The sequence below is a fragment of the Paenibacillus glufosinatiresistens genome (assembly GCF_031470375.1).
GTDB classification, from domain to species: Bacteria; Bacillota; Bacilli; order Paenibacillales; family Paenibacillaceae; genus Paenibacillus_AQ; species Paenibacillus_AQ glufosinatiresistens.
Genome location: NZ_JAVFHT010000005.1, coordinates 1 through 26,386, shown reverse-complemented (window position 1 = coordinate 26,386; position 26,386 = coordinate 1). Strand labels below are relative to the sequence as shown.

The window sequence follows — 26,386 nt, the reverse complement described above, 5'->3', positions numbered from 1 at the left end:
ACAGCCTTTTGCTATTGCGTTTCAGTTTGAATCGTACAGCTTGCACCGTGCAGCTTATACTGGATCAGCTCACATCTTAACTACATCATCAATCTGGGCCGCTTCATTCGGATCGGCCGCGATGAGCTTGTTATACACGTCCTGATCCTGCATCTGGTTCGCTTTCTTCAGCGCCCCCAAATACCAGCGGGCGAGTTCCCGATTGACAGCGTCGCTGTAATCTTCGCCAAGCTTGCCTTTGAAGGTATTGATCGCTTCCTGGAAGTCGCCGGAGAGAAGCTGGATCTTTCCGGCCGCGAGCGCAAGGGAAGCGGGAAGCTCGGATTCCTTGCCGCCGGCATCGTTGAGCGCGTAGCCGTAAGCTTGAAGGCCAATGCCGAAGTTAGCTTCCATCGTGGCTTCTTCCGCGTCGTCGTTGATCCCGTCGCCGATCTGCGCGCGGGAGGCCTGCCCGAGTTCCAACGCCCGGGCGGCCACAGCGCTGTACCAGTCCGGAGACCAAGGCTCAGGCTGGGACGCCAGATCCGCGTAGCTGCCGGTGAAGCCGGTCTGCAGCAGCTCTGCGGCTCCGGCACTGTCGCCGGACAGCTCCTTGATTCTGCTGATGCTCATGCCAATCAGCGGAGTAACATCGAACGGGCGCCCCTGCAGCTGTTCCTTCGGCAGCGTTTTGATATGGGCGATGCCGGCTTCCACCTGATCGTAAGCGGTCAGAGCGTCCTGGAAGTAGGTTTGTTCCTTGGCGCTGTCCTTCTTCGCGCGGGCCTCGCTGCCAAGCGCAGAGGCGCGGCTGATGAGCTGTTCATACCAGTTAATGTCCCACTTGAACCGGTAGCTGTTATCCAGCAGAACCTTATAGGCCAGTTCCGGCTCTTTCTTCAGATCATACAGATTCACCAGCTGATTCAGAAGCTGTTTGTTGCTCGGCTCTTTCTTCAAAGTCTTGGCCAGCAGTGCGTGAGCTTTCTCGGCGAACTCCTCCTGTCCGGTCTGCTTATAGATCTGTTGATCCAGCGCAGAGAGGAGAAGGACCGATTCCGGATGGGTCGGGCGGAGCTTCAGCGCCTTCTGCAGGGGAGAAGCAATCTCCTCATAGGAAGTGCTGTACCGGACGAGCCCTTTGGCTTCTACTGTCGACGCATTGGAGCTGAGCGAACGGCCCGATACGGTGAGGACCGTCACAGCGGCGACAGTCAGCACGGCCAGGTAGCCGTAACGGATACCGTTGCCCTTCAGCGCAGGCTTCACTTCCCGGCTGTCCATGGCATCTGCCATGCCTGCCAGACCCAGGAACACCAGGATGCCCATGAAGCCATAGCTGAGATTGAAGTCGAGCGTGCTGTGAAGCAGGATTGACAGCGTGAGAATGAGATAGAAGAAACCGTTCGAATAATCATCCAGCTCGTTCCGGTTCTTGATGTAACCGCGAATGTATTTATAAAAGATATACAGAATGAAGCCCATGAATACGAGGAAGCCCACAATGCCGACTTCGATAAGATACTGCAGGAAGAAGTTGTGCGCCTGGCGGCTGACGTACGGATTGTTCTGGTACTCTTCGTACAGCGAAGCCCAGCCTCCGCCGCCGGTACCGATAACCGGGTGATCCTTAACCACCTTCAGGGCATCCTTGTAAAATGTAATCCGCTCCAGCACGCTGTGCTGCTTGAAGTTGATGTTCTCCAGCCGGGTCTCCACGTTGGCCGGCAGAATGCTGCGCAGACCGGTTCCGATCAGCAGGAAGGCGACGAGGCCTACGAGCACAGTGGAGCCGATCGGCAGCCACAGGCCGCTCAGCCTGCGCTTGGTCCAGCCTTCCAGCTTCCCGTCCAGCCAGGGAGCCAAGTATTTCTGGATAACCCAGCTAAGCGCCGCAGCTGCTGCCGACCCGATCACCAGCCAGCACCAGCCCCGGAAGGCGGCACCCGCGTCCGGAACCTTGCTCAGCCGTTCCCCGATATTTGTTACCGGGCTGGTTATAGCAAGAGATACAATGCCGGCAATTCCGAGATGCAGAATCCAGAGAATCTGCCGGGCCGGCTTCAGGAACAGCAGCAGCAGAACAAAGACAACCGGAAGCATGACGAGACCGCCGCGCGACAGCGTCAGCAGCAGGGAGACGATGATCGGCACAAGCATGAAGGCGTGCGTCAGCGTGCCGTACCAGCGGCGGGAACGAATCAGAGCGAAGATGGCGACGAACAGAAAAGCCATCAAAAAGGCTGCATATGTATTGGCGTATTGGAATACCGCGGTCAGCCGAAGGCCGTTCGCATCCGTCATTACAGCGTCCAGATAGCGTCCGCCTTTGACCGTGTCGGAGAACCAGCCGACCATGCCCCCGGCTACGTTCCAGGCTCCAAGCCAGTTCAGCATGCCGAACCAGACAAGGACGTAAGCAACTGTCAATACCGCGTTTTGTATGGTAACATTGATTTGTTTGTGTCGAAGGAGGTAGAGCGATACGATAAATACCGCCGCATACATCGACTGAATCAGCAGCAGATTGACCGCCATATAGTGGGACGCGGCTGCAAACATCGACAGCAAATAAGTCAGCGGAAGCAGCAGTACCAGCACCGCGAGCAGGTCGCGTTCATCGTTCAGGCGGAACTTCGTGAAGAAGATTCCGATCCAGCCGATCAGCAGCAGGCAGCCGAGCAGAACCGCGATATAGATCGGTTTCTCGAAGTCGATCTGCTGTCCGTTAAATAATGCCACTTGAAACGGAGTCCATACCAAAAATACAATAAAGCCAACAACCAATGTCCACAGCGCGCCCGACAACTTTTCCGCATTTCTCGACGGGGCCGCCTTTTTACCGTATACTGGATTCGACACTTTATAATCTCCTTTTCCTGTAGATACGAGGATATTTTAGCATAAGTTGACGGACATGGACCAGACTATTAATCATTATGCAAAGGAATCCGGGGATCGTACCATTGAGCGTTTGGTTGTATAATCATGAAAGTTCGATTATTAATTTCAGAGACAAGTGTTCTAGAGACAAGTCTTGAATATCCAACGAGGAGCTAACCATGAACATATTGATTACTGGCGGAGCAGGATTTATTGGAGGAAACTTTGTTCATTACATGCTAAAAAAGTATCCAAACTATAAAATAATCTGTGTTGATTTACTTACATATGCAGGGAATATGTATACGCTGAATCAGCCTTTAAACAATAAGAATTTTTCTTTTATTAAAGCAGATATAGCTGAACAGGAACAGATAAACCGCATTTTTGCAGAGGTCCGGCCTCAAATTGTAGTTAACTTCGCAGCAGAAAGCCATGTTGATCGCTCTATTCTAGATCCTGGAGCATTTATAAAAACAAATGTGGTAGGAACCCAAGTATTACTTGACGCCTCCCGTAAGTACCAAGTAGAACGTTTCCACCAGGTGTCAACGGATGAGGTCTATGGAGATCTACCATTAGACAGACCTGATTTATTTTTTACAGAGTCCACTCCGTTGCATGCATCATCACCTTACTCGGCATCCAAAGCAGGAGCTGACTTGTTAGTTCAAGCGTATCATCGAACCTATGATTTACCTGTCACAATATCGCGCTGCTCAAATAATTATGGGCCTTACCATTTTCCTGAAAAGCTGATTCCACTTATGGTTGTGAATGCTCTGACAGGGAAGAAGCTTCCGGTATACGGGGACGGTAAAAATGTTAGGGATTGGCTTTACGTTGAAGACCACTGCAGTGCTATTGATCTAATAATACATAAGGGTAAAGTGGGAGAAGTCTACAATGTCGGTGGACACAATGAAAGAACGAATCTTGAAGTCGTTCAAACCATTATTTCAGAGCTTGGTGCTGGGCAAATTCAATTTGTTGAGGATCGAGCAGGGCATGACAGAAGATACGCAATAGACCCGGATAAAATAAAAAGCCATTTGGGCTGGTATCCGGAGACTTCCTTCGAAGTAGGCCTGCGTAAAACGATTGAGTGGTATAAGCGGAATTCGGATTGGTGGCAGCTCATTTTAAATGATGAGTATAAACTATATAATAAAAAGTTCAGCGGAAGCTAACAGACCGATTGGGAGGGAGTTCTGATATAATGGCTTGCATGGAAGAAATTCGTGGAGAACTGGTGGAATTAAAATGTGCGGATGAGAACGATGCCCAGTTTTCTTTAGATATACGTAATGATCCGACGCTCACCCAATTTATCCCCAAAGTGCAAGGGTCGCTCAATGGCCAGATTAATTGGATTCTTAACGAGCGAAAACGTCCGGATTCCTTCTTTTATATAATCCTTAATAAAGAAGGAAAACGTCTTGGTACTGCTTCTCTCTATGATATAGACAAAAAACAGAGTCAGGCAGAGTTTGGAAGGTATATTTCTTACGGAAATGCACTGGAGAATGTGGAGGCTGCCTTGCTTATTCTGGATTTTGCTTTTAACGATCTTGGTGTGGGTACTGTTTTATTTAATAATGATGAAAGAAACTCTAAAATAATTAGCTTCTGGAAACGTTTTGGTGCGCAGTTACAACAAATTGTTGAGATGAATGGTTGGAAGGCAGCTCAATATTGGCTCGAGAAAGAGAACTACTTTAAACAAAGGGAGAAAATTATCGCTTTGCTTGCAAGGAGGAGTTAGTATGCTTGCAGTTCTTTCAAATGTGAATTGTGATACGATTATTAAAAAATCAAAAAAGTTTACCGAAGTAGTGGATCCCAATGGATACGGGAATATATTGGGGGAACTGCTCCATCCCTCGTCTTCTGCTAATGATAGTTCGGTAGAGACGGTCGTTATTATTGTCGATGTCCAAGACTATCTTAAGGATTCATTGGATTATAAACCACTAATTGATGATTTTTTCCAGACTTTGAGACAAGGCATTCAACCTGATAAACGGTATTTCCTTAATGATTGCGATTTCTATTTGGCTGCAAATCCGGATTATAAAGCTGAGTCTTCGATTCTAAAGATTACGCACTATTGGAACCAGTGCTTGATTGAACTTTGTGAGGAGAGAAAAGAATGTTTCTTGTTCCCGTACAGTGAATTGATTAGAAAATGTGGAGCATCAAACTTCTATTCTCCAAAAGCTTGGTATCTGGGAAGCGTAAGGCACAGCCTAGAGGGTTCTAAAGAGATTTGCGGCGAAATTGAACGAATTATAAAAATATCAAGAGGAGAATTGAAAAAAGTTCTTGTCCTTGATCTAGACAACACACTATGGGGGGGAGTTGCAGGCGAAGACGGCATTGAAGGTATTAAACTGGCCGATAGTGGATTAGGAAGAGCATATAAAGATTTTCAGCAGCAGCTTCTTCGAATAAAAGAAAGTGGAGCGTTGCTTGCAATCTGTTCTAAAAATAATGAACAGGACGCCTGGGACATTATAGAAAATCATCCTCACATGTTACTGAGAAGAGCGGATTTTGCTGCATCTCGTATTAACTGGTCAATCAAATCGAGGAATCTGCAAGAAATTGCATCGGAGTTAAACGTAGGGATTGACTCTTTGGTATTTATTGACGACAGTCCTACTGAACGTGAAGAGGTTAAAAGCGCTTTGCCTGCGTTGGAGGTGCCTGAGTTTCCTGGTTATCAGGAAGAACTTGCCAACTATGGGGCAGAACTTATGAAACGCTACTTTAAAAGAATGATTATTACCGCGGAGGATCGAAATAAAACTCAGCAATATGCAGCCCGAAGGCAAGTGGAGGAATTTAAAAGTCAGGCTTCTGATTTTGCAGGGTTTTTGAAAGGATTAAAGATTCAGGTACGACGCGTAGAGGCCGAGAATTTTCAAGAGCGTTTAATTCAATTGCTGCAGAAGACCAACCAGTTCAACACCACCCTCAAGCGGTATTCACCCGGTGAAGTTTTAAATATGTTTGAAAGTGAAAGTTGGAGATTCTATTTCTATGAAATTTCTGATAAGTTTGCAAACCATGGTTTATGCGCTTTGGTTATCGTGAATATAGAAAGTAACATTCCAGTGATTGATAATTTCGTAATGAGTTGCCGTGTTATGGGGAGAAATATTGAATTTGGTATTCTGGAACATGTAGAGAATGATATCAGGGGAAGTGGTTTCACCTCCTTAAAGGCTGAATATATTCAGGGACCTAAAAATATGCCAGTGGCCCGATTATACGAAAGAGCTGGCTATGAGTTGATTAACTCCCCTCAACCAGATCATGTTTCTTACAAGAAGAACCTGGAGAACAAAGAGGCTCTTCCTTTTTTCGGGGAGGTATATGAATGTTAGTTCATCATGTTGGCTACCTGGTTAAGAATTTGGCTCACGCCCTTGAGGAATTTAAAAATTTAGGGTATACCCAAACGAGTGTTACCACGTATGATCCTCATAGAGATATAGATATTTGTTTCTTAGAGAACAATAAACACGTGGTTGAATTAGTTGAACCTAAAAGCGAGACATCCGTTGTCTACAAAATGCTGAAAAAGCTAGGGATTTCACCTTACCACATTTGTTACGTAACTTCCTGTATAGAAGATACAACTAGACAGCTTATTGAGGAAGGATATGTAATGACTGCACAGCCTGAGATTGCTCCTGCTATCGACAACAAAAGAGTTGCCTTTTTTTATCACAAGCATGTTGGACTAATTGAAATATTGGAGGAAGCATAAAATGAGTAAAGAAGAACAACTGTTGAAATTATTCTCTGAGGTGCTTGAAGTAAAAGAGAATGATCTGAAATTATCCACTAAACCTGAGGAGATAAGTGAATGGGATTCTTTGGCCACGGTTCAACTTATTGCAGAAATCGAGGAAACATTCAAGTGCAAAATTCCTTTTGAGGAAATAGAAAATATTAAAGCGATAGAGGATTTTTTGAAGTTTATTTAACAAAAGAGGAATTCACATAAAAAGGAGATTGAATAATGACTATTCAAGTTTTAAAGCCTAAATTTCGTGTAGAAGAGTGCTTGGAAGAAATTCGAGAGTGTTTGGAGAAAGGCTGGACAGGCCTTGGTTTTAAGACGGTCCTTTTTGAAAAACAGTGGAAAGAGTATTCAGGACATACGAACGCTCACTTTCTAAATTCCGCTACCGTCGGACTTCATTTGGCTGTGGAGATTTTGAAGAAAGAGAACGGATGGGAAGACGGCGATGAAATTATCACTACTCCTATCACTTTCGTATCAACAAATCATGCTATTTTATATGAAAAACTTGTTCCGAGATTTGCTGATGTGGATGAGTATCTGTGTCTCGATCCAGAAGATGTAGAGCGTAAAATCAATGAAAAGACGAGAGCAGTGATGTTCGTTGGATATGGCGGAAGAGTAGGTCAGTTGGAGAAGATTATTGATATTTGCAAACGCAGAAATCTGAAGTTAATTCTGGATGCTGCACACATGACGGGCACACGAGTTAATGGAGTGTTTCCGGGTACATGGCCAGGTGTAGACGTAACTGTCTATTCATATCAAGCTGTTAAAAATCTCCCAACGGCAGATAGTGGTATGATTTGCTTTAAAGAGGACTCATACGATGAGATTTGCCGCAAGCTAACTTGGCTGGGAATCAACAAAGATACATACCAGCGGAGTTCTGATAAGGGTACCTACAAGTGGAAGTACGATGTAGATTACCTTGGTTATAAAGATCATGGAAACTCGATTATGGCTGCTATCGCATTGGTGCAACTTAAATATGTGGATGAAGATAACTCCTATAGACGTACCCTTGCTTCTAAATATGATGAGATGTTCCAGGGAATCAAGAACATTCAAATCATTGATACACCTAATAAGGGGGAAAGTTCGCATCACATTTATGAGATTGCCGTGGGAGACCGTGATGGACTCATGGCAAGACTTGAAGAACACGATATCTATGCGGGCGTTCATTATCGTGATAATACAGAGTATAGTATGTACTCTTATGATTATGGAACCTGTCCTTATGCACATAAAATTTCCCAGCAAATCCTTACGTTACCCCTTCATTTAGAGTTGAATATTGAGGATATTGAAAAAATAGCTAAGATTGTAATTGAATACGTGAGTTAGTGAGGGATTATGAATATATTCAAACGGTTTGTTACTGATATAAAGTCGAGCAGATACGTTTTAAGTAATTTTGTTAATCAAGAGTTAACTGTAAAGTATAAGAGAAGTGCCCTTGGATTCTTCTGGTCTCTGCTCAATCCGGTTGCAACTATGATTGTTAGCTCAGTTGTATTTGGCAGTATCATGAGATTTGAACTTAAGGACTTTGTTGTTTTCCTGTATGCCGGCCTTCTTCCTTGGAACTTCTTTGCGGTTACACTTGATTTTAGTGGGGTCTCTATTCTTAATAATGAAGGCTTCATTAAAAAAATATATCTACCTAAGGTGTTATTTCCCTTTTCAATTGCCTGTGCCCAGTTTATAAACATGTTATTTTCAATGGCAGCTTTATTCTTTTTCATGGTTATACTCGGCGCGAAAATATCAACAGCCCTATTCTTTCTACCCTTTGCATTTATGTTGATATTTGTTTTTACAGTGGGTCTTTCCCTCATTCTGGCTACAATAAATGTGTATTTTAGAGATATGAGATATATTATGGGCGTTATAATGAATGCGTGGTATTACTTGACTCCTATCCTCTATCCGATTGATCGAATTCCAAGCTACTTAAAACCTGTATTTTACTTAAATCCTTGTTATTACTTGGTAGAAATGTTCAGAGCTCCAATATACAGAGGGAAATTCCCTGATCCGCAATTTATACTTGTAGCAACGTCAGTTTCAATTTTCTTTTTTGTAATGGGGCTCTTCTTCTTTTATCGTAAAGAGAGAGACTTCGTTTATCGGTTATAGTGGGGGAGAATTATGAATAATAATGCATCCATAGAATTTAAAGATGTGTCCTTACGATTTCGAATATATAGTGATAAGGGCTTATCCATTAAAGAGTCTATTATTAATCGGGTAAGAAGAAAAAACTATGCGGATAAGGTTAAAGAATTCTGGGTACTCCAACATCTCAATTTGTCAATAGAACACGGAGACCGGTTGGGGATCATTGGAAATAACGGGGCTGGTAAGAGTACTATGCTTAAGCTTATTTCTAAAATTTACGAACCGACACAAGGAACGATAGATGTTTCTGGTCGTGTTGTACCGCTTATTGAGCTCGGAGCAGGGTTTAATCCAGAGTTAACGGGAAGAGAAAACATTTACTTGAATGGTGCTGTACTGGGTTACACCAAAGAGGAAATGAAAAGCTTGGAGAAGAATATCATAGAATTTTCAGAACTTAAAGATTTTATTGATATTCCAATCAAGTATTACTCGACTGGTATGTATGCTCGGCTGGCTTTTACGGTGGCTACTGAAGTTCAACCTGAAATACTTATTATTGATGAGATTTTTGCTGGAGGAGATATTAATTTTGTAGATAGGGCTGTTAAAAGAATCAATAACTTAATAGACTCTGCACAAATTGTCATTATGGTATCCCACAGTCTCGGGCTCATCAAGGATGTTTGCAATCGCTGTATTGTAATTGCAGATCATGGAGTTGCCTTTGATGGCAAGGTTGATGATGCAATTAAATACTACCAATCCACTAATGGCCATTAAATGAGGTGTATCTTTGAAAATTGTTATAACGGGAGCGGAGGGGAAACTGGGGAGGGCATTAATGAAAAAAATGCCCTCTCATCATCAAGTCACTCCACTTAATACAAAGTTATGTGATGTCAGGGATACAAGAGTTGTTTCGGATTTAATTACAGAATTTAGTCCTGATGTCGTTATACATTGCGCTGCCTATACTGCCGTAGACCAAGCTGAGACCGAAAAAACTCTATGTTGGGATATTAATGTGAACGGCTCTATCAATGTAGCGAAAGCTTGTGAAGCGATTAAGGCGAAAATGATACTAATAAGTACGGATTATGTCTTTGATGGAGAAGGAACGGAGCCCTATGGAGTATTCCACCCAACTCGTCCGTTAAATGAATACGGAAAAAGCAAAGCCGAAGCTGAAATAGCAGTAAGCAGGATCGTGAGTAACTATTTTATAGTAAGAACTTCTTGGATGTTTGGAGACGGCGGTAATTTTGTGCGTACGATTCGTAGAATCGCCCAGGATAATCACAGAGCCACAGTAGTTACCGACCAAATTGGTTCCCCTACATATTCAGAGGATTTAGCCGATCTTTTAATTGACATGGCTGAGACAGAAGCATATGGAACCTACCATGTCACCAACGAAGGGTTTTGTAGTTGGGCTGATCTGGCTGAAGAAACGATGAACCAATTAAATATCGATGCTGACATACTACGAGTGACTAGTCCTAACTTTCCAATGTCTGCCAAACGGCCGCTTAACTCTCGGCTTTCCAAAGACTGTTTGGACAATAACGGATTTTATAGACTGCCGTCTTGGCAAGATGCGTTACAACGGTATCTAAAAGATCATGAGGGAGCGTTGAAGCTTGTCTGACAGACTTAGAGTATTGGCGATATTGGACCGACTAATTCCTTCAAATATTATTGGGCTTATCAAGCCAATGTTAGCTATGCAGAAGGCAAAAGAAATTTCATTTCGCATGAGATATACTTGGTTTTACGCGGAAAAGGATATTCAAAATTGCGATGTTTTGTTGTTGTGCAGAAATATAAGCCCCAAGGACCTGAAGCTTATTGAACTAGCTAAGAAGCATGATAAGGCTATTATCTTTGACATTGACGATAACTTCTTCGAACTTCCGGTAGAAACACCGATTGGAAAATTTCATCGAAATCCGGTCCATTTGTTTGTAGTCAGCGAGATGCTTAAACAAGCAGATGCAGTAAGAGTTTATTCAGCTCCTATGCTTGAAATTTCCAAATCTCTAAATCCAAATAGTTTTTTGCTGAAAAGTTATTTTGATTTTTCTATGTTGGAAAATGTAAAGCGAGAGAACCACAAGCCAATAAAAATTGTATATGCGACTAGTCGTGTAGCTGCAGATGACTTTTTAGCTAGTACCTATATACCTGCTTTAATAAGAATATTGGAAGAATATAAGGATCGGGTTGAGTTTTATTCCTTTGGAACATTGCCTCATCAGCTTCTCGAGTTCCCCAATGCAAAGAAGCTCCCCTATCAACATAATTATACATCTTTTATTAAATTTTTTTATTCCCAAGGTTTTGACATTGGTCTGGCTCCATTGCTTGATGATGTTGTTCACAACTCAAAAACAAACAATAAATTTAGAGAATATGGAGCAATGGGAGTATGTGGAATCTATTCTAATGCTCAAATTTATCGAGATTGTGTAAACCACAAAGAAAATGGTATCCTGACGGATAATACAGTAGAGGGCTGGTATGAGTCTTTACGCCTTCTTATTGAGAATGAGAATAATATTAGAGCTAAAATTGCTTCTGCCGCTGAGAAAGATGTGAAGTCTAACTATTCCTTCGAGGGAACTGTTGATGACTGGAGACATCTTTTGAGCATGGTCTCTTCCGCTGAGAATAGAAAAGAATATAACAATATTATGAATTTGAAATTACTTATTGTGATGGATGATTTCTTCTTGCCCACTATTGATCTGAGGTTTGAGCCGCTCGCGCAACTGATGGGCTTTACGGGAATTTATAATGATCGTATCCGAATTTTTGAGGCCACCTCAGAGAAGTTAAGTCAATATGACGTCGTTGTTTACTTCCCCAAAGATAATGGGAAATTAGATATAACGATTGAGTACTTAAGCAAGCTTTGTTCTCATTTAATTGTGGACACGGTTAAGCCATATAGTTGTGAACATAAACGGGACAATGTTATTTTTTCTAACTCTATCGAGTTGATCTCTAATCAGCAAAGGATAGCAGATCTCAGTTATAAGGAAAATGTGGATATTCTAAAAGCCGCATATGAAAAGATACTTATTGATGATGAAAGTGATAAGATTTCTGATGTTATTTTTTCTGCCTTTCAGAAAAAGCAGAACTTATCAGAACACTATTACTCGCGAGAATCTTCTATTTTTCTCTGGGCTAATCTTCTTCAGCCTTACAAGGGCAGCTTAGGATTGCATCATGTTTCTTTCCTGGCTAGGTTACTTAATGCTCTTCTCAAACCGTTCAAAAAGGCAGGGAGAAAATTACTTAGAGTTATCCGTCCCGTTACTACTAAGCTTAGATTAATACGCAGTAAATCTCATATTCTTTTCGTTGTTTTACTGGATTATTTTAAAATCAATGTCAAGAAAAATTATTGATAAATTTAGAAAAAAGGCTCCTGTCACTGAGCATAGTGGCTGGAGCTTTTTTAATGGGCTTAATGGGTTTAACTGCTGATTGTTTTTTGTGGAAGAACTGATTTCGTTATGGTGTTCTTGTACAGGCGTAAAAAAGGATATTCTACCAATAAAGAGACCAAATAGGAGACGATTAGGCTCATTAATAGCCAGAAATAACGGTTGGATGATATTCCGATATTAGCCAAAAGAATGTGAAACAAATAAAGAGGGTAGGAAAGTCTGGCAATTGCTGAAATCAAAGCAGATAGGTTAAAAGAGCGAATTTTAATTGCATACACTGACATAAGCAAAGAACTAAAGGCTATAGACAACCATACAGGATAAATAAGAGTTTCATAGGTCATTTTAGCAGGCTCATAGAAAATTGAAGGGTGAAAGCGGAAATATAAGTAGAACGCAGATAACATCAAGATACCTAGCCCCATCAGAACACCCTTTGTATTAGTAGTAATTTTGCAATTTCTTACAATCCAAGCTACAATAACACCTCCTACCAGTTCGTCGTATCGAGAATGAGGCCGTATAATATGGGCAAAGAACCAATTGTAATCGTCTGGAAGGACATTTCTAGTCACATACAAGCGAACAAATGTGGTACTTAAATAAATAATAATTAGCATAATCAGTACACGTTTAAATGAGCGCAAACTTTTTAGAAGTATAAGGAGGAATAACGGAGCCAGTAAATAGAAAAACCATTCTATAACAAGAGACCAACTGCCTCCAGCTGTATAAAGAGGATCCCAAAGATCACCTTTGAACAGATAAGGAATATATGTCTGTAAAAAGAAGAGATTAATAATTAATTGCTTAGCCAATCTGGATAAATTGAATCTCATATCATCGTTTATAAGGAAATTGGACAATATAGTGACTAAAGTCGCAAAGAGGTAGACAGGGTATATACGGAGAATTCGATTTTTATAGAAACGTCCAAAAGAAAAATTCCCTTTATTTTCATATTCAGAAAAGATAGCTCCTCCTATTAAAAAGCCTGAGAGAACAAAGAACAAGTCTACTCCAACCCAACCAATTCTAGATATAGAATCATACAAAAGACCACGGTAATGGAAGACTACGACACTCATAACCGCAAAGCATCGCAGTAAATCAGCCCCCTGATATTTACTCCTTTTAGTAAGATATTGGTAGTGTTCATTAATATAGCGAATAATAGGTTATTCACTCCCTCTATACTCAGGTTTCTTCCTCCGATAATTATACACATTTTTTGAACAGCTTGAATATTATGATCATCAGATCGCTAATCAAAATTTGAAGTGTAGGTGGGAGATGTGAAACTTCTTATTACAGGTGGCGCTGGGTTCATTGGAAGTAACTTTGCAAAATATATACTTCAGCGTTACCCGAGCTATCAAATTATTAATGTAGATGCTTTAACGTATGCAGGTAACCTAGATAATTTAAACTCACTTATCAACAATCCTAATCATACCTTCGTTGTAGGTGATATTACAGACAATAAGAAAATGATGGAGCTCGTGGGTGAGGGAGTTGATGTAATTGTTAATTTTGCTGCTGAATCGCATGTAGATCGTAGCATTGTAGACCCGGGTATCTTTATAAAAACAAATATACAAGGTACACAATCTTTGCTGGAGGCGGCATTAAAGAATAAAGTCAGTAAGTTTATTCAAATATCTACAGATGAAGTTTATGGTTCGCTGGGTCCCCGGGGGCTTTTTACTGAAAATACGCCTCTAAATCCCAACAGTCCCTACTCGGCTAGTAAAGCTGGAGCGGATCTTCTGGTTAGAGCTTATCATGAGACCTACAACCTTCCTGTGAACATTACGCGTTGTTCTAATAACTATGGTCCGTATCAATTTCCTGAAAAATTAATTCCACTGATGATTTTTAAGGCTATTGCTAATGAAAAACTCCCCTTGTATGGAGATGGATTAAATATCAGAGATTGGCTCTTTGTTGAAGACCATTGCAGTGCCATAGATCTTGTGATACACAAAGGTAAAGCTGGAGAAGTTTATAACATTGGCGGCAGTAACGAGCAGACGAATATTCAACTTGTTAAAATTATTTTGCAAGAGCTTGGTAAACATGAGGATTTAATTATGTATGTACCAGATAGGCTAGGGCATGACAGAAGATATGGAATTGACCCGTCCAAAATTATGACTTTGGGTTGGAAAGCTAATTATAATTTTAATCAAGGAATAAAGGAGACGATTCATTGGTATTTAAATAATAGTACATGGTATGAGAGAATTCGTTCGGGAAACTATAAACGACACTCTTACTCTGAGAGTACCGATTTGGAGTTGAACTCCAATGATGAATAGAGTTATCGTTACGGGAGCTGCAGGACAACTGGGCAAAGATGTAGTAATTGCTCTAAGACAGAATGGATTTGTCACCCTGGCAAGTGAACGGACGGACATGGATATTACCAACATAGAGCAATGCATGGCTGTTGTTCAACATTTTAACCCTGATGTAATTATTCATTGTGCTGCTTACACGGCGGTAGATAGGGCCGAGAGTGATATTGAAACGGCCTATGCTATTAATTCAGCGGGAACAAGAAATATAGCTGTGGCAGCAGAGAGAGTTAGGGCGAAGCTGGTCTATATAAGTACGGATTATGTCTTTGATGGCTTATCAGAGACCGCTTATCATGAATACGAGTGCCCTTTACCTCTTACGATTTACGGAAAAACTAAACGAGCAGGGGAAATTTTGGTCCAAACGTTATCTTCCCGCTATTTCATTGTTCGTACTTCATGGGTGTTTGGTAGGTATGGAGATAATTTTGTTAAAACTATGCTAAGATTAGGTCAAGAAAGACCGAAGCTTCACATCGTGGACGACCAAAGGGGCTCTCCTACGTATACAGTGGATCTTGCGCAATTTCTCATAGATTTAATAAGTACAGAAAAGTATGGGGTTTATCACGCTTCTAACAGCGGCTATTGCACTTGGTTTGAATTCGCTTCGGCGATTTTTGCTGAGGCCTCTGAATTGTTGAACCTTCCTTTTTCTGCAGAGTTGGTGCCTATAGTGACGCAGGAACTTAAAAGACCAGCTCCGCGTCCTAGAAACTCAGTAATGGAACATACATTTACTAAAGCCAGCGGCTTTCAAGAGTTGCGGCCTTGGCGGGAGGGACTGAGGGCTTTTCTATCTGAAATAAACAAGCCGTCTGAAAAGAGTTAAGGCTTACTTTGTCCCCTAAGAGCAATAAAAGTCTTCGGGGACAAAGAGCTCTGCCCGAACCATGAATTTGAAAGAAGAATGAGGGACTTAGAACGAATGAAAACTATAGTTAGTGTACATATAGTAACATACAACAGTGCTTCAGAAATTAGTGATTGTCTGAAGGCGATTCACTCTCAAATAGGTTTGGTGAGCCAAATTCTTATTGTGGACAATGCTTCTTCTGACACAACGATTGAGATGATTGAGAAATACAAGGGAAATTCAATTAAACTACCGAAGGTCGAGGTGACTCTTAATCCCGTCAACACCGGCTTCGCCCCCGCTCACAATCAGGCCATCGCGGCCAGCGATGCCGATTATGTTCTGGTATTGAACCCGGATGTTACACTAGCGCCGGATTACGTGTCGCGTCTGGTTGGTGTCATGGAGGCCAATCCGCGGATCGGCAGCGCTACAGGCAAGCTTCTGTCCAAGGCTGACCCGAACATTGTCGACAGCACCGGCCTTGTTATGAACCGGATGCGCCGGGCGTTCGACCGGGGGATGGGAGAACCGGCCGGGAACTGGACGGAATCCGGCGAGGTGTTCGGCGTCTCCGGGGCGGCGGCGATGTACAGCCGCCGGATGATTGAGGAGATCAGCATCGAAGGGGAGTTCTTCGACGGGGATTTTTTCGCGTACAAGGAAGATGTGGACGTGGCCTGGCGGGCGCAGCTGCTCGGATGGACCGCTTACTATGATGCCGAAGCCATCGCCTACCATGAACGGGGGTGGAAGACTTCGGGCCGTACGGCCAAGCCGCTCTTTGTCCGCCGAACGTCCTATATTAACCGTTATAAAATGCTGGCCAAGAACGAACCGGCACGCAGTCTTCTGACGACTCTGCTGATCTCGCTGCCTTATGAGCTTGCCGTCCATGGCTATATGCTGCTTCGAGAACCGAAAGTACTGACAGCTTGGGGGAGTTTCTTCCGGCAGTGGCCTGTCCTGCGGCGGAAACGGAAGCAGATCCATGAACGCCGCAAAAAAGTTTGAATATCCTATAATTTACTTTCATTGTCCGCAAAAGAGAGCCTTTTGCGGGTGTTTCTATGTTATAATATTTGTCGATATTACTAGATTTCAGTCAGGAGCGTTGCAAGGTGAAGCCCGATGTCAGCATTTTGATTCTGAATTACAATACGTGCCGCCTGACGCTGGATTGTCTGAGGTCGGTCTATGATTCGGCTACGGCGTATCGTTATGAGGTCATTGTGGTCGATAACCATTCCAGCGACGGTTCGGTGGAAGCGATCCGGCGGGAGTTTCCGCAGGCGGTGCTGATTGCCAATGAGGAGAATGTCGGATTCGCGCGAGGCAACAATCAGGCGATGAAGATGGCCGCCGGGCGTTATGTGCTGCTGCTGAATTCCGACACTGTGGTTATGCCGGAGACCTTGGATACCATGATTCGGTTCATGGACGAACGGCCGGATATCGGAGCCTCTGGATGTAAAATCATTCTTCCCGACGGAAGCCTGGATAAAGCCTGCAAACGCGGCTTTCCGACGCCGTCGGCGTCGTTCTACTATGCGTTCGGAATCAGCAAGCTGTTCCCGGACAACCCCCGCTACAACGGCTATCAGCTCGGCTACCTCGATCCCGATCAGGATTATGCCGTCGATGCGCTGGTTGGCGCTTTTATGATGGTCCGCCGGGAGACAATCGCAGAGGTAGGCGGACTCGACGAGGAATTCTTCATGTATGGGGAAGATTTGGACTGGTGCTATCGTATCAAGGAGGCGGGTTGGGGCATCTGGTATTACCCGCGTACGTCGATCATCCATCTCAAAGGCGGCAGCGCACGCCGGAGACCGCCGAAGATTATCTACGAGTTCCACCGGGCGATGATCCTGTTCCACCGCAAGCACTACCAGGCTAAATATAATGTTATGGTCAATGGTGCCGTGTATGCGGGGGTAGGAGTTAAACTGGCAGCCGCGCTGCTGCGCAATGCCCTTGCGCCGAAGCGGCCAGATGCAACACCGGTTCCGAGCCTAGCGGCGGCGGAGCAGACGGGCGCGCGAAGTGAGACGAAATCCGAGGTGAGATTATGATCCGCCGGAATCAGCGGTTTCTGACTCAACTGTATATGGTGGCCGACTTTCTGGTCATTCAGGCGTCGTTCCTGCTGGCCTGGTGGATTAAGTTCCGCAGCGGCTGGCTAACGTACTACAACCCGCTGCCGATTGAATCGTACAGCTACTGGAGTCTGGTATACAGCGGCATCGCCATTTTGTCAGGGATTGTACTGTCGCTGTATTTGCCGAAGCGAAAGAAGCGGTTCGCCGACGAGTTCCTGAAGATCTTTCAGGTGCACCTGATTTCCGGCTTTATCCTGCTCGGCGTCATGTTCTTCGTAAAAGAAATTAACGTATCCCGCCAATACCTGGCGATCTATATCGGAATCATCATGCTGTCCACGATGCTGTACCGCTTCGTGCTGAAGAAAATGCTGAAATCGCTGCGGCAGAAGGGCTTCAACCGCCAGTTCATCCTTATTCTCGGAGCGGGGACGCTGGGGAAGCGAATTCACGACAACCTTGCGCAGTATCCGGAGCTTGGATATGAAATCTTCGGATTTCTGGACGACTATCAGAACTGGAATACGCTTGAAGCCAAGCATTACAAGCCGATTCTGGGCACGATTGACGATCTGCCTGAAATTCTGGAGAGCCAGATGATCGACGAGGTCGTGCTTGCCCTGCCGCTGGATGTGCATCATAAATTCCCGGTCATTATCGGGGCCTGCGAGAAAGCGGGAGTACGGACATTGATTATTCCCGATTTTTTCGATTATTTGCCCGCCCGGCCGTACTTTGACAACTTCGCGGGGATGCCGATGATTAACGTCCGCGACATCCCGCTCGATATGGCCGGCAACCGGCTGGCCAAGCGGCTGTTCGATGTGGTCTTCTCGATCTTTGCCATTCTCGTAACGCTGCCCGTGATGGTCCTGGTGGCTATCGGAGTGAAGCTGACGTCGCCGGGGCCGGTTATTTTCAAGCAGGAGCGGGTCGGGCTGAACCGGCGGAACTTCACGATGTATAAATTCCGCTCTATGCGAATGCAGCGGGACGATGAAGAAGATACCGGCTGGAGCACCAAGGAAGATCCGCGCCGGACCCGGTTCGGAACCTTTATCCGGCGGACAAGTCTGGACGAGCTGCCGCAGTTCTTCAATGTGCTGCTCGGCCATATGAGCGTGGTAGGTCCCCGGCCTGAACGGCCCTTTTACGTGCAGCAGTTCAAGAGTGAGATTCCGAAATATATGGTCAAGCACCATGTGCGGCCCGGCATTACCGGATGGGCGCAGAGCAACGGTCTTCGCGGCGATACGTCGATTGAAGAGCGGATCAACCACGATATTTTCTACATCGAGAACTGGTCGCTGCTGTTCGATATCCGCATTATTCTGAAGACCATCCGCAACGGGTTCAAGAATGCCTATTGATAGTGAACAGGGCGCCGAGTCCTGCTGAAGAACCTGGCAGTTCCTGTATCAAGGAGCTGCGGGTTCTTTTTCTTTTGCAAGGATTAAGCCGGATACAGGAGACAGGGGGGCATCCGTTCGGAAAAAGGCGAAAAAACGTTCGCTTTTTTAGCCTTCGGCAAATTGACAGCGTACCCCTGCTATTTTACAATCGAAGAAAGAATCCGTGGAACAGGAGAAGGCCCGCCTCTGCACAAGAGGCGGCTTCTCTTGCTTCATGAGGCAATGGCGATCCAGAAGGATGAAGACCTATGACAACGGCGCGGGACCGCGTCCCGGCTTGGAGACATGTGTTCAAGCTGGACCCCGATCGACCGATCGGAGACGAAGAACTCGGCAGGATCTGTACATCAGGCACCGATGCGATTATGGTCGGCGGCTCTACCGGAGTGACGTATACCAATACTTCAGAACTGCTCGAACGTATCCGGAAATATGAGATTCCCTGCGTGCTTGAGGTGTCCGAACTTGGAGCGGTGGTGCCGGGCTTTGACCGGTATCTGATTCCGATGGTACTGAACAGCTCCAATCCGGCCTGGATTGTCGGCCAGCACCGGCAGGGGATTGAACGCTACGGCGATTATATGCCCTGGGATCTCCTTTTGGCAGAGGGTTATATTGTACTGAACGGGGATTCTGCGGTGGCCCGGCTGACCGAAGCGGATGTCAGGCTGGATGCCGAGGGAGCGGCAGCTTACGCCCAGGTGGCGGACAAGCTGATGAGGCTGCCGATAGTCTATGTAGAGTACAGCGGAGCCTTCGGAGATATGGAGACCGTAGCCCGCATCCGGGAGAGCGTGGAGCATGCCGCGCTCTTCTACGGCGGCGGAATCTGCGGTCCGGAAGAGGCGCGAAGGGCGGCTGCGGTCAGCGATACGGTTGTCGTAGGGAACATTGTATACCGGGATCTGGAGGCGGCGTTGGCGACGGTAGAAGCTGTGCGGACGGAAGCGTCTGCGGAGTGGAAGAATTGAGAAGAAACATCGCAAGAAGCGAACAGAAAGGAGCATGACCTTCATGCAATCCGTTAATATATACGACGCCGTGGCCCGGCTGAACCCGCCGCAGCGGCAGGCCGTCGAGGCGACCGAGGGACCGCTGCTGATTATGGCAGGAGCGGGAAGCGGGAAGACGCGGGTGCTGACGCACCGAATCGCCTGGCTGATTGCCAACCGCAAGGCTCCGCCTTGGGCGATCCTTGCGATTACTTTTACGAACAAAGCCGCCCGTGAAATGCAGGAACGCGTGTCAAAGCTGGTAGGACCGGAGGGGCGGGACATCTGGGTCTCCACCTTCCACTCCATGTGCGTGCGGATTCTCCGCAGAGACATTGAGCGGATCGGCTTCACCTCCAATTTCTCGATTCTGGATTCGACGGATCAGTTGTCCGTCATCCGCAACATCATGAAGGATCAGAACATCGACACGAAGAAATTCGAGCCGAAGGCGATCCAGGCCATGATCAGCAACGCCAAGAACGAGCTGATCACGCCGGCCAAGTATGAGGCGAAGATCGGCGATTATTTTGAAGGCATCGTGGCCAAGGTCTATACCCAGTACCAGAAGCGGCTCAAGAGCAACAATTCGCTTGATTTCGACGATCTTATTATGACGACGATCCAGCTCTTCCAAGAAGTGCCGGACGTGCTTGATTTCTATCAGAAGAAATTCAAATATATCCATGTCGACGAGTATCAGGATACGAACCGGGCCCAGTATATGCTGTGCCGGATGCTGGCCGACCAGCATCACCGGATTTGCGTCGTCGGAGACAGCGATCAGTCCATCTACCGGTGGCGCGGAGCCGACATTACGAACATTCTTAACTTCGAGGAAGACTACCCGGAAGCGAAGACGATTTTGCTGGAACAGAATTACCGGTCGACTTCCATTATTCTGGATGCCGCCAACGGCGTCATTGCGCTCAACACCGGACGCAAGCCGAAGAAGCTGTGGACCGATTCCGAAGAAGGCGAGAAGATCAAGGTGTACCGGGCGGATTCCGAGCATGACGAAGGTTATTTCATTACGGGCGAGATCAGCAAGAGCGTCAAGCAGGGCAGACGGTATCAGGACCATGCCATTCTGTACCGCACCAACGCTCAGTCCCGCGTAATCGAAGAGATTCTCATCAAGTCGGATATTCCGTATCAGATCGTGGGGGGCATCAAGTTCTACGAACGTAAGGAAATCAAGGACCTGCTTGCTTACCTGCGGCTGCTCTCCAACCCGGACGACGACATCAGCCTGACCCGGATCATCAATGTGCCCAAAAGAGGGCTCGGCGACACGACGGTCGCCAAGCTTGCAGCGGCAGCCGCTTCGCGGGGCGTCTCCATCTTCCGTGTGCTGGAGACCGTGGATGACCTCGGCTTCGCCGGGCGGACCCGGAACGCGCTCGTCGAATTCTACGACATGATCGAGGCGCTGCACCGGATGGTGGAGTTCCTATCGGTGACGGAGCTGACCGAGAAAGTGCTGGAGCTGTCCCAGTACCGGCTGGAGCTTCAGAACGAGAACACCCTGGAATCGCGCTCGCGGCTGGAGAATATCGACGAGTTCCTGTCGGTGACGATGGAATTCGAGAGGAACAATGAGGACAAGTCGCTGGTCGCTTTCCTGACCGACCTCGCGTTGATTGCCGATATTGACAGCATGAACGAGGAGGACGACGAACGCGGGGATGCGGTGGTTCTAATGACGATGCACAGCGCCAAGGGACTGGAGTTCCCGAACGTGTTCATTATCGGCTTAGAGGAAGGCGTCTTCCCGCACAGCCGGGCCTTCCAGGACAACGAAGAGCTGGAGGAAGAGCGGCGGCTGGCGTATGTCGGCATTACGCGCGCAGAGAAGCAGCTCTTCCTGACCTGCGCCCGGATGCGCACGCTGTTTGGCCGGACCACGGCCAATCCGCCGTCCCGCTTCCTTGAGGAGATTCCCGAGGAGCTGAAGGAAGACGCTTCTCCCGCCGGGTATGACCGCTACCGGCGGGGCTCAGGCGGCGACCTGGGCGGCGCCTACGGCGGCCGCGGCTTCGAGGGCGGCGGCCGGGGCAACTTCGGCGCCCGCGTGACGGGCGGCACCGGAGGAACCGGCGGCGGATATGCGGCCGGCGGTGCGGTCCGGGGAGGCGGCGGCAGCACAGCGCCCGCGGGATCGAGCGCCCGCGCGACCGTCGTATCCGGCGGGCCGGCGCAAGCCTCCGGAGCGGCCGGCGGCTTTAAGGCGGGCGACAAGGTATCCCACGGCAAATGGGGCGTCGGCACCATTGTCTCGGTCAAGGGCGAAGGCAACGACATGGAACTGCAGATTGCCTTCCCTGCTCCGGTAGGGGTGAAGAGACTGCTCGCGGGCTTTGCCCCGATCAGTAAAGTGGAATAGCGCGAAGGAACGGTTCGTGCGGGTGGCACCGATGTTTAGAAACGCCCGCACGCGTACATAGTGAAGGTGACGTATTTGATGAAGCAAGCCTAATACAGCAAGCCACGGAGGGATAAACCCCGCATGGATGAGATGCACAAGATGGAAGAGCTGGTGGCAGAGCTGAACCGGCTCGCCTACCATTACTACACCCTGGATGCCCCGCTGGTCAGCGACAAAGAATATGATGTGCTCTATGACAAGCTGCTGCAGCTGGAGGCGGAGAGCGGCCTGGTGCTGCCCGATTCGCCGACCCGCCGGGTCGGAGGCGAACTGCTGAAAGGTTTTGTTCCGCACCGCCATCTGGCTCCTCTGTGGAGCCTGGACAAAGCCCAGAATATTGAGCAGCTGCGGCTGTGGGAAGCCCGTGTGCTGAAGCTGGTGAACGATTACAACGCCAAGAACCCGGATACGCCGCTGCCGGCTCCGTGCTATGCGGTGGAGCTGAAGTTCGACGGGTTGACGCTTAACCTGACCTACCGCGACGGTGCCCTCGTGCAGGCGGCCACCCGGGGCAACGGCGTAACCGGCGAAGGGATTCTGGAGCAGGTGAAGACCATCAAATCCGTCCCGCTGTCCATTCCTTACCGGGAAGGCGTGATCGAGGTGCAGGGCGAAGGCATCATGAATCTGTCCGTGCTCGCCGAGTACAACCGGAGAGCGGCGGACCCGCTGAAGAATGCGCGCAACGGCGCCGCCGGAGCGCTGCGCAACCTGAACCCGAAGCTGACCGCCGAGCGTCGGCTGAACGCTTTTTTCTATAACGTCGGCTATGCGGAAGGAACCTCCTTCTCGAACCATCAGGAAATGATGCAGTTCCTGCGGGACAACCGCTTCAAGGTCAACCCGTACTTAACCTATTTCGACAGCTTCGACGGGGTCACGGAGCAGGTCGCCGAGATTGAAGCCAAGCGCTCGGGCCTGGACTATCTGATCGACGGAGCCGTTATCAAAATCACCGATTTCCGCACCCGCGAGGTGCTCGGCTACACGGACAAATTCCCCCGCTGGGCCGTCGCCTACAAGTTCGAGGCGGAGGAGACGACCACGATTCTTCAATCGGTAAGCTGGAATGTCGGCCGTACCGGCAAAGTAACGCCGCTAGCCCGGGTCGAGCCGGTCGAACTGGCGGGAGTGACCGTTCAGAACTGCACGCTGAACAATGTCGGCGATATCGAGCGCAAGAACCTTAAGTTTGCTCTCGGAACCCGGGTCTTTATTCGGCGTTCCAACGATGTCATTCCGGAAATTCTGGGCAAAGTAACCGAAGAGAGCGACGGGGGAGAGATCGTGTTCCCGGCGGAATGTCCGGCCTGCGGGTTCCCGCTGGAGATGCGGGGAGCGCACCTGTTCTGCAACAACAAGCTGAACTGCAAGCCCCAGATTGTCGCACGGATCACCCATTATGCGTCGAGGGATGCGATGGATATCGAGACGTTCAGCGAGAAGACGGCAGGACAGCTCTATGAAGAACTGTCGGTTCGGGAAGCGGCTGATCTGTATGATCTGACGCTGGAACAGCTGGTGAAGCTGGAACGCTTCGGGGAGAAGAAGGCGCAGAATTTGCTGCAAGCACTGGAGGACAGTAAGCACCGGGATCTCGCCTCCTTCCTGTTCGCGCTGGGCATTCCGAATACGGGCAAAGCGACCACCCGAATGCTGGCGGAGCACTTTCGCAGCCTGGATGCCGTTATGGCCGCCACTCCTGAGGAGCTGGAGGCGCTGCCTGATATCGGAGGCATAGTCGCCGAGAGCATTACCGGATACTTTGCCGACCCGTTCACCGTGAGCGGCATCCGGCGATTGCTGGAGCACGGCGTTGTGCCCGAAATGCCCGACGCACCCGCAGCAGTGAACGAAGATTCGTTCTTCTTCGGCAAAACGGTGGTCCTTACCGGCACCCTGCACCGGTTGACCCGGGATGACGCCGCAGCGCGCCTCGAGGCCCTCGGCGCCAAGGTGAGCGGCAGCGTCTCCAAGAAGACCGACCTCGTCATTGCCGGCGAGAAGGCCGGGAGCAAGCTGGCCAAGGCCCAGGAGCTCGGCATTCCGGTGATCGACGACGAAGAAGAGCTGCTGCGGCTGCTGGGAGGACAACCGTCATGATGGAGCGGGCCTTTGGCAGTACAGGATTACAGGTAAGCGCGCTGGGCTTTGGAGCGGGCCATATCGGTCAGGATACGATGACGGACCGGGAGGCCGCGCGCATTCTGAACGAGGCGCTGGACGCAGGGATTACCTTGATTGATACCGCCCGTGGATACGGGCTGTCCGAGGAACGGATCGGCAAGCTGATCGGACACCGGCGGCAGGAATTCGTGCTGTCCACCAAGATAGGCTATGGCATTCCCGGTTTCGAGGACTGGACGGCGCCCTGTATCCGAGCAGGCATTGACGCCGCTCTGAAGCTCATGCGGACGGATGTACTGGATGTTGTGCACCTGCACTCCTGTCCAAGAGAGATTCTGGAGGCAGGAGAGGTAACCGAAGAGCTGCATCGCGCGGTGGAAGCGGGTAAGGTAAGAGTAGCGGCCTACTCCGGGGAGAATGAAGCGCTGGAAGCCGCTCTTCACAGCGGCAGCTTCGGAAGCATCCAGTTGTCTGTGAATATTTGCGACCAGGCATCTTTGGAGTCGGCCCTTCCGGCCGCGCGCGAAGGGGGCATCGGCGTCATTGCCAAACGGCCGATAGCCAATGCGCCTTGGCGCTATGCAGAGCGGCCGGTGGGCGAGTACGTAGAGGACTACTGGGTTCGCTTCCGTGAAATGGGCTGGCATAAAGCGGAACTCGGCATGAATTGGGATGAGCTGGCGCTTCGGTTCGCCGCATTTACGCCGGGGGTCCACTCCTGCATTGTAGGCACCGCGAATCCGGAACGGCTGCGGCATAACGCACGTCTTCTGGAGAAGGGCCCTCTCCCGGAGGAGCTGGAGAAGAAGCTGCGAAGCGACTTTCATTCTCATGGAGCAGACTGGGTAGGACTGGTATAAAAGCAGGACGGGCATAAAAGAACGGTGCAGAAATCACTAAATCCATTGACAACACCGCAAGCCGTTCCAGCATAACTGCCGGACGGCTTGTTACGGGTTTGGCGGGATATGGCTTACCCGCTATCCGAGCCGCTATATCCGTCTGACTCCGGCATCCGGGCGACTTATCATAGCCGCTCGGTTCCCGGTGACACGTGTGTCCCCGGAGATCAGTTCAATTCAGCCACTTCACCAACTTGTACACGTACGTCTTCGGTACAATCCGGGGGAGCGGATTAGAACTTTACCATAACGGCGCCGGGTTGAACGCCGGCCAAATCCGAGAGCCAAGACAGTGCAAGACCGGCGGTAACAGGGAATCCATTGAGCCATAAGCGTATTTCATTCAGAGGGCAGTGCCCTTATCCGTTAGAGCGGGTTATTGAATACCGAGGTTCTTGAAATCTTCCACCCAGACGGCGATAATTTTAGTTATTAAAAAAGGTTGCTTTCTTGCTTGGGACATGATATATTATTTCTTGTCGCTCGAGACGGAAGTCGCCGCGAGGTTGTGGGTGAATGAAATCGACAGTTGACGAAGAAGTTCAAGTGTGATAATCTATAATTCCTGTCAAGATATATAATCTTGCAGGGCAAGTTCTTTGAAAACTGAACAAATGGACGCGTTATATTATGACAGATTCATTTTATTGAATCGTCAGCTTTATCTTATGAGCAAGTCAAACGAACTTGTTCGTCCGCAAGAATCGGCTCAGCTGAGATCGATACCTTTCGGACGTTCAGCTCGACGAAGGTCGAGCCTTTTATGGAGAGTTTGATCCTGGCTCAGGACGAACGCTGGCGGCGTGCCTAATACATGCAAGTCGAGCGGATTCATTCAGAGAGCTTGCTCTTTGAATGAATTAGCGGCGGACGGGTGAGTAACACGTAGGCAACCTGCCCTTCGGACCGGGATAACTACCGGAAACGGTAGCTAATA

At 47.9% G+C, this 26,386-nt stretch carries 21 protein-coding genes and 1 rRNA gene; 20 read left to right on the top strand and 2 right to left on the bottom strand.

Annotated features, from left to right (window positions below; genetic code table 11):
- Window positions 1–69: 69 nt before the first annotated feature.
- Window positions 70–2,721, bottom strand: coding sequence for an O-antigen ligase family protein (locus tag RBI05_RS07985; protein WP_310550702.1), 2,652 nt, complete (start codon window positions 2,719–2,721; stop codon window positions 70–72).
- 320 nt (window positions 2,722–3,041) lie between these two features.
- Here RBI05_RS07985 and rfbB (RBI05_RS07980) point away from each other — a divergent pair, with 320 nt between their 5' ends.
- Genes rfbB (RBI05_RS07980) through RBI05_RS07935 form a run of 10 tightly spaced genes read left to right on the top strand, consistent with a single transcriptional unit; the run spans window position 3,042 to window position 12,225 of the window.
- Window positions 3,042–4,052, top strand: coding sequence for a dTDP-glucose 4,6-dehydratase (rfbB, locus tag RBI05_RS07980; RefSeq protein WP_310550701.1), 1,011 nt, complete (start codon window positions 3,042–3,044; stop codon window positions 4,050–4,052).
- 29 nt (window positions 4,053–4,081) lie between these two features.
- Window positions 4,082–4,627, top strand: a complete 546-nt coding sequence (locus tag RBI05_RS07975) for a GNAT family N-acetyltransferase (protein WP_310550700.1) — start codon at window positions 4,082–4,084, stop codon at window positions 4,625–4,627.
- Window position 4,628: 1 nt separating this feature from the next.
- Window positions 4,629–6,254, top strand: a complete 1,626-nt coding sequence (locus tag RBI05_RS07970) for an HAD-IIIC family phosphatase (RefSeq protein WP_310550699.1) — start codon at window positions 4,629–4,631, stop codon at window positions 6,252–6,254.
- Window positions 6,248–6,640 carry a VOC family protein gene (locus RBI05_RS07965; protein ID WP_310550698.1) on the top strand — a complete coding sequence of 131 codons (393 nt, stop codon included), beginning with the start codon at window positions 6,248–6,250 and terminating at the stop codon, window positions 6,638–6,640. Before RBI05_RS07970 ends, RBI05_RS07965 begins: the two co-directional genes overlap by 7 nt.
- 1 nt (window position 6,641) lies before the next feature.
- Complete coding sequence (locus RBI05_RS07960; protein ID WP_310550697.1) at window positions 6,642–6,860, top strand: acyl carrier protein; 219 nt, start codon at window positions 6,642–6,644, stop codon at window positions 6,858–6,860.
- Window positions 6,861–6,895: 35 nt separating this feature from the next.
- Window positions 6,896–8,029, top strand: coding sequence for a DegT/DnrJ/EryC1/StrS family aminotransferase (locus RBI05_RS07955; RefSeq protein ID WP_310550696.1), 1,134 nt, complete (start codon window positions 6,896–6,898; stop codon window positions 8,027–8,029).
- Window positions 8,030–8,038: 9 nt separating this feature from the next.
- Complete coding sequence (locus tag RBI05_RS07950) at window positions 8,039–8,824, top strand: ABC transporter permease (protein WP_310550695.1); 786 nt, start codon at window positions 8,039–8,041, stop codon at window positions 8,822–8,824.
- Window positions 8,825–8,836: 12 nt separating this feature from the next.
- Window positions 8,837–9,589 (top strand): ABC transporter ATP-binding protein, encoded by a 753-nt coding sequence (locus RBI05_RS07945; protein ID WP_310550694.1) that lies wholly within the window; start codon window positions 8,837–8,839, stop codon window positions 9,587–9,589.
- Between the two features lie 13 nt (window positions 9,590–9,602).
- Window positions 9,603–10,457 (top strand): dTDP-4-dehydrorhamnose reductase, encoded by an 855-nt coding sequence (rfbD, locus tag RBI05_RS07940; protein ID WP_310550692.1) that lies wholly within the window; start codon window positions 9,603–9,605, stop codon window positions 10,455–10,457.
- Window positions 10,450–12,225, top strand: coding sequence for a glycosyltransferase family protein (locus RBI05_RS07935; protein WP_310550691.1), 1,776 nt, complete (start codon window positions 10,450–10,452; stop codon window positions 12,223–12,225). Before rfbD (RBI05_RS07940) ends, RBI05_RS07935 begins: the two co-directional genes overlap by 8 nt.
- Before the next feature lie 68 nt (window positions 12,226–12,293).
- Here RBI05_RS07935 and RBI05_RS07930 read toward each other — a convergent pair whose 3' ends face one another.
- Entirely contained in the window at window positions 12,294–13,373 is a 1,080-nt protein-coding gene (locus RBI05_RS07930; RefSeq protein WP_310550806.1) for an acyltransferase family protein, read from the bottom strand.
- A 189-nt stretch (window positions 13,374–13,562) separates the two neighbouring features.
- Here RBI05_RS07930 and rfbB (RBI05_RS07925) point away from each other — a divergent pair, with 189 nt between their 5' ends.
- From rfbB (RBI05_RS07925) to RBI05_RS07880, 10 genes are all read left to right on the top strand, one after another.
- Window positions 13,563–14,588, top strand: coding sequence for a dTDP-glucose 4,6-dehydratase (rfbB, locus tag RBI05_RS07925; RefSeq protein WP_310550690.1), 1,026 nt, complete (start codon window positions 13,563–13,565; stop codon window positions 14,586–14,588).
- The gene (gene rfbD, locus RBI05_RS07920; RefSeq protein ID WP_310550689.1) at window positions 14,578–15,462 is read left to right on the top strand and encodes a dTDP-4-dehydrorhamnose reductase; all 885 of its coding nucleotides are present in this window, start codon (window positions 14,578–14,580) and stop codon (window positions 15,460–15,462) included. Before rfbB (RBI05_RS07925) ends, rfbD (RBI05_RS07920) begins: the two co-directional genes overlap by 11 nt.
- 78 nt (window positions 15,463–15,540) lie before the next feature.
- Window positions 15,541–16,500 carry a glycosyltransferase family 2 protein gene (locus RBI05_RS07915; protein ID WP_310550688.1) on the top strand — a complete coding sequence of 320 codons (960 nt, stop codon included), beginning with the start codon at window positions 15,541–15,543 and terminating at the stop codon, window positions 16,498–16,500.
- 107 nt (window positions 16,501–16,607) lie between these two features.
- Entirely contained in the window at window positions 16,608–17,561 is a 954-nt protein-coding gene (locus tag RBI05_RS07910; RefSeq protein WP_150459283.1) for a glycosyltransferase family 2 protein, read from the top strand.
- Window positions 17,558–18,958: an undecaprenyl-phosphate glucose phosphotransferase gene (locus RBI05_RS07905; protein ID WP_310550687.1), complete on the top strand. Its 1,401-nt coding sequence runs from the start codon at window positions 17,558–17,560 to the stop codon at window positions 18,956–18,958. Before RBI05_RS07910 ends, RBI05_RS07905 begins: the two co-directional genes overlap by 4 nt.
- 290 nt (window positions 18,959–19,248) lie before the next feature.
- Window positions 19,249–19,971, top strand: coding sequence for a heptaprenylglyceryl phosphate synthase (gene pcrB / locus RBI05_RS07900; protein WP_310550686.1), 723 nt, complete (start codon window positions 19,249–19,251; stop codon window positions 19,969–19,971).
- Window positions 19,972–20,014: 43 nt separating this feature from the next.
- Window positions 20,015–22,378 (top strand): DNA helicase PcrA, encoded by a 2,364-nt coding sequence (gene pcrA, locus RBI05_RS07895; protein WP_310550685.1) that lies wholly within the window; start codon window positions 20,015–20,017, stop codon window positions 22,376–22,378.
- A 123-nt stretch (window positions 22,379–22,501) separates the two neighbouring features.
- On the top strand, window positions 22,502–24,523 hold the full coding sequence (gene ligA, locus RBI05_RS07890; protein ID WP_310550684.1) for an NAD-dependent DNA ligase LigA: 2,022 nt from the start codon (window positions 22,502–22,504) through the stop codon (window positions 24,521–24,523).
- Window positions 24,520–25,407 carry an aldo/keto reductase gene (locus RBI05_RS07885; protein ID WP_150459278.1) on the top strand — a complete coding sequence of 296 codons (888 nt, stop codon included), beginning with the start codon at window positions 24,520–24,522 and terminating at the stop codon, window positions 25,405–25,407. Before ligA ends, RBI05_RS07885 begins: the two co-directional genes overlap by 4 nt.
- 802 nt (window positions 25,408–26,209) lie before the next feature.
- Window positions 26,210–26,386 (top strand): 16S ribosomal RNA (locus tag RBI05_RS07880); the annotation flags it as partial.